The 1,298-nt window shown below is 69.3% G+C and carries 1 protein-coding gene; it reads left to right on the top strand.

Annotated elements, in window-relative coordinates:
• Positions 1 to 82: 82 nt before the first annotated feature.
• Positions 83 to 1,298: adenylosuccinate lyase (purB, locus tag EQG76_RS01230; RefSeq protein ID WP_159709869.1), on the top strand; the 1,216-nt coding region annotated here is incomplete at its 3' end.

The raw sequence follows: 1,298 nt of genomic DNA, 5'->3' as shown, positions 1-1,298 counted from the left end.
CTCGCCCGCAAACGTTCCGCCCTTCATATGCGGCCGAATGGGCGCTATCGGAACCCGCGAATCCCACCGGAGCCGATGCAAGATGATCCCGCGCTACGCCCGCCCCGAGATGACGGCGATCTTCTCCGCCGAAGAGAAGTTGCGCCTGTGGCTCGAGATTGAGCTTTCCGCCGCCGAGGCGATGGCGGAGCTGGGGCAGGTGCCGGCGGACGCGGTGGGCGCGCTGCGGACCGCCACGACGGAGCGGATGGCCGAGATCATCGATCCGGAGGCGGTCGAGAAGATCGAGGCGATCACGCGCCACGACGTGATCGCCTTTCTGACCCATCTGGAGAATCTGTGCGGTGCCGATACCCGCTTCCTACATCTGGGCCTGACCAGCTCGGACCTGCTCGACACCACGCTGGCGGTCCAGCTCAGCCGCGCCGCCGACCTGCTGATCGCCGGGCTGGACCGGCTGCTGGCCGCGCTGAAGGCGCGCGCGCTCGAGCACCGCGCCACCGCCACGATCGGCCGCAGCCATGCGATCCATGCCGAGCCCACCAGCTTCGGGGTGAAGCTCGCCGGCCACTTCGCCGAGTTCGCCCGCTGCCGGGCGCGGCTGGTGGCCGGCCGGGCGGAAATCGCCACCTGCGCTATCAGCGGTGCGGTCGGCAGCTTCGCCAATGTCGACCCGGCGGTCGAAGCCAGGGTCGCAGCCAAGCTGGGCCTGGCCGTGGAGCCGGTCTCCACCCAAGTGATCCCGCGCGACCGCCATGCCGCCTTCACCGCCAGCCTAGCGATCACCGCATCCGCGATCGAGCGCCTGGCGGTCGAGATCCGCCACCTCCAGCGCAGCGAGGTGCGCGAGGCCGAGGAGTTCTTCCACAAGGGACAGAAGGGCAGCTCGGCCATGCCGCACAAGCGCAACCCGGTCCTGTCCGAGAACCTGACGGGCCTGGCCCGGATCGTGCGTGGTGCGGCGATTCCCGCGCTGGAGAACGTGGCGCTCTGGCATGAGCGCGACATCTCGCACAGTGCGGTGGAGCGCACGCTGCTGCCCGATGCCTGCATTGTCCTGGACTTCGCCCTGCATCGGGCCGCCGGCATGGTCGAGAAACTGGTGGTTTACCCTGAGCGGATGCAGCGCAACCTCGACGCGTCTCTGGGCCTGTGGAACGCCCAGCGCATCCTCCTGGCGCTGATCGACACCGGCATGCCCCGGCAGAAGGCCTATGAGCTGGTCCAGCGCAACGCGATGCGGGCCTGGGAGGCGGAGCAGCCCTTCCTCGCCCAGCTCCAGGCCGACCCGGACGTGA

This window comes from Geminicoccus flavidas (assembly GCF_009806515.1).
Taxonomy (GTDB): domain Bacteria; phylum Pseudomonadota; class Alphaproteobacteria; order Geminicoccales; family Geminicoccaceae; genus Geminicoccus; species Geminicoccus flavidus.
The sequence above is the reverse complement of the archived record's forward strand: the minus strand, read 5'-3'. Positions and strand labels throughout refer to the sequence as shown.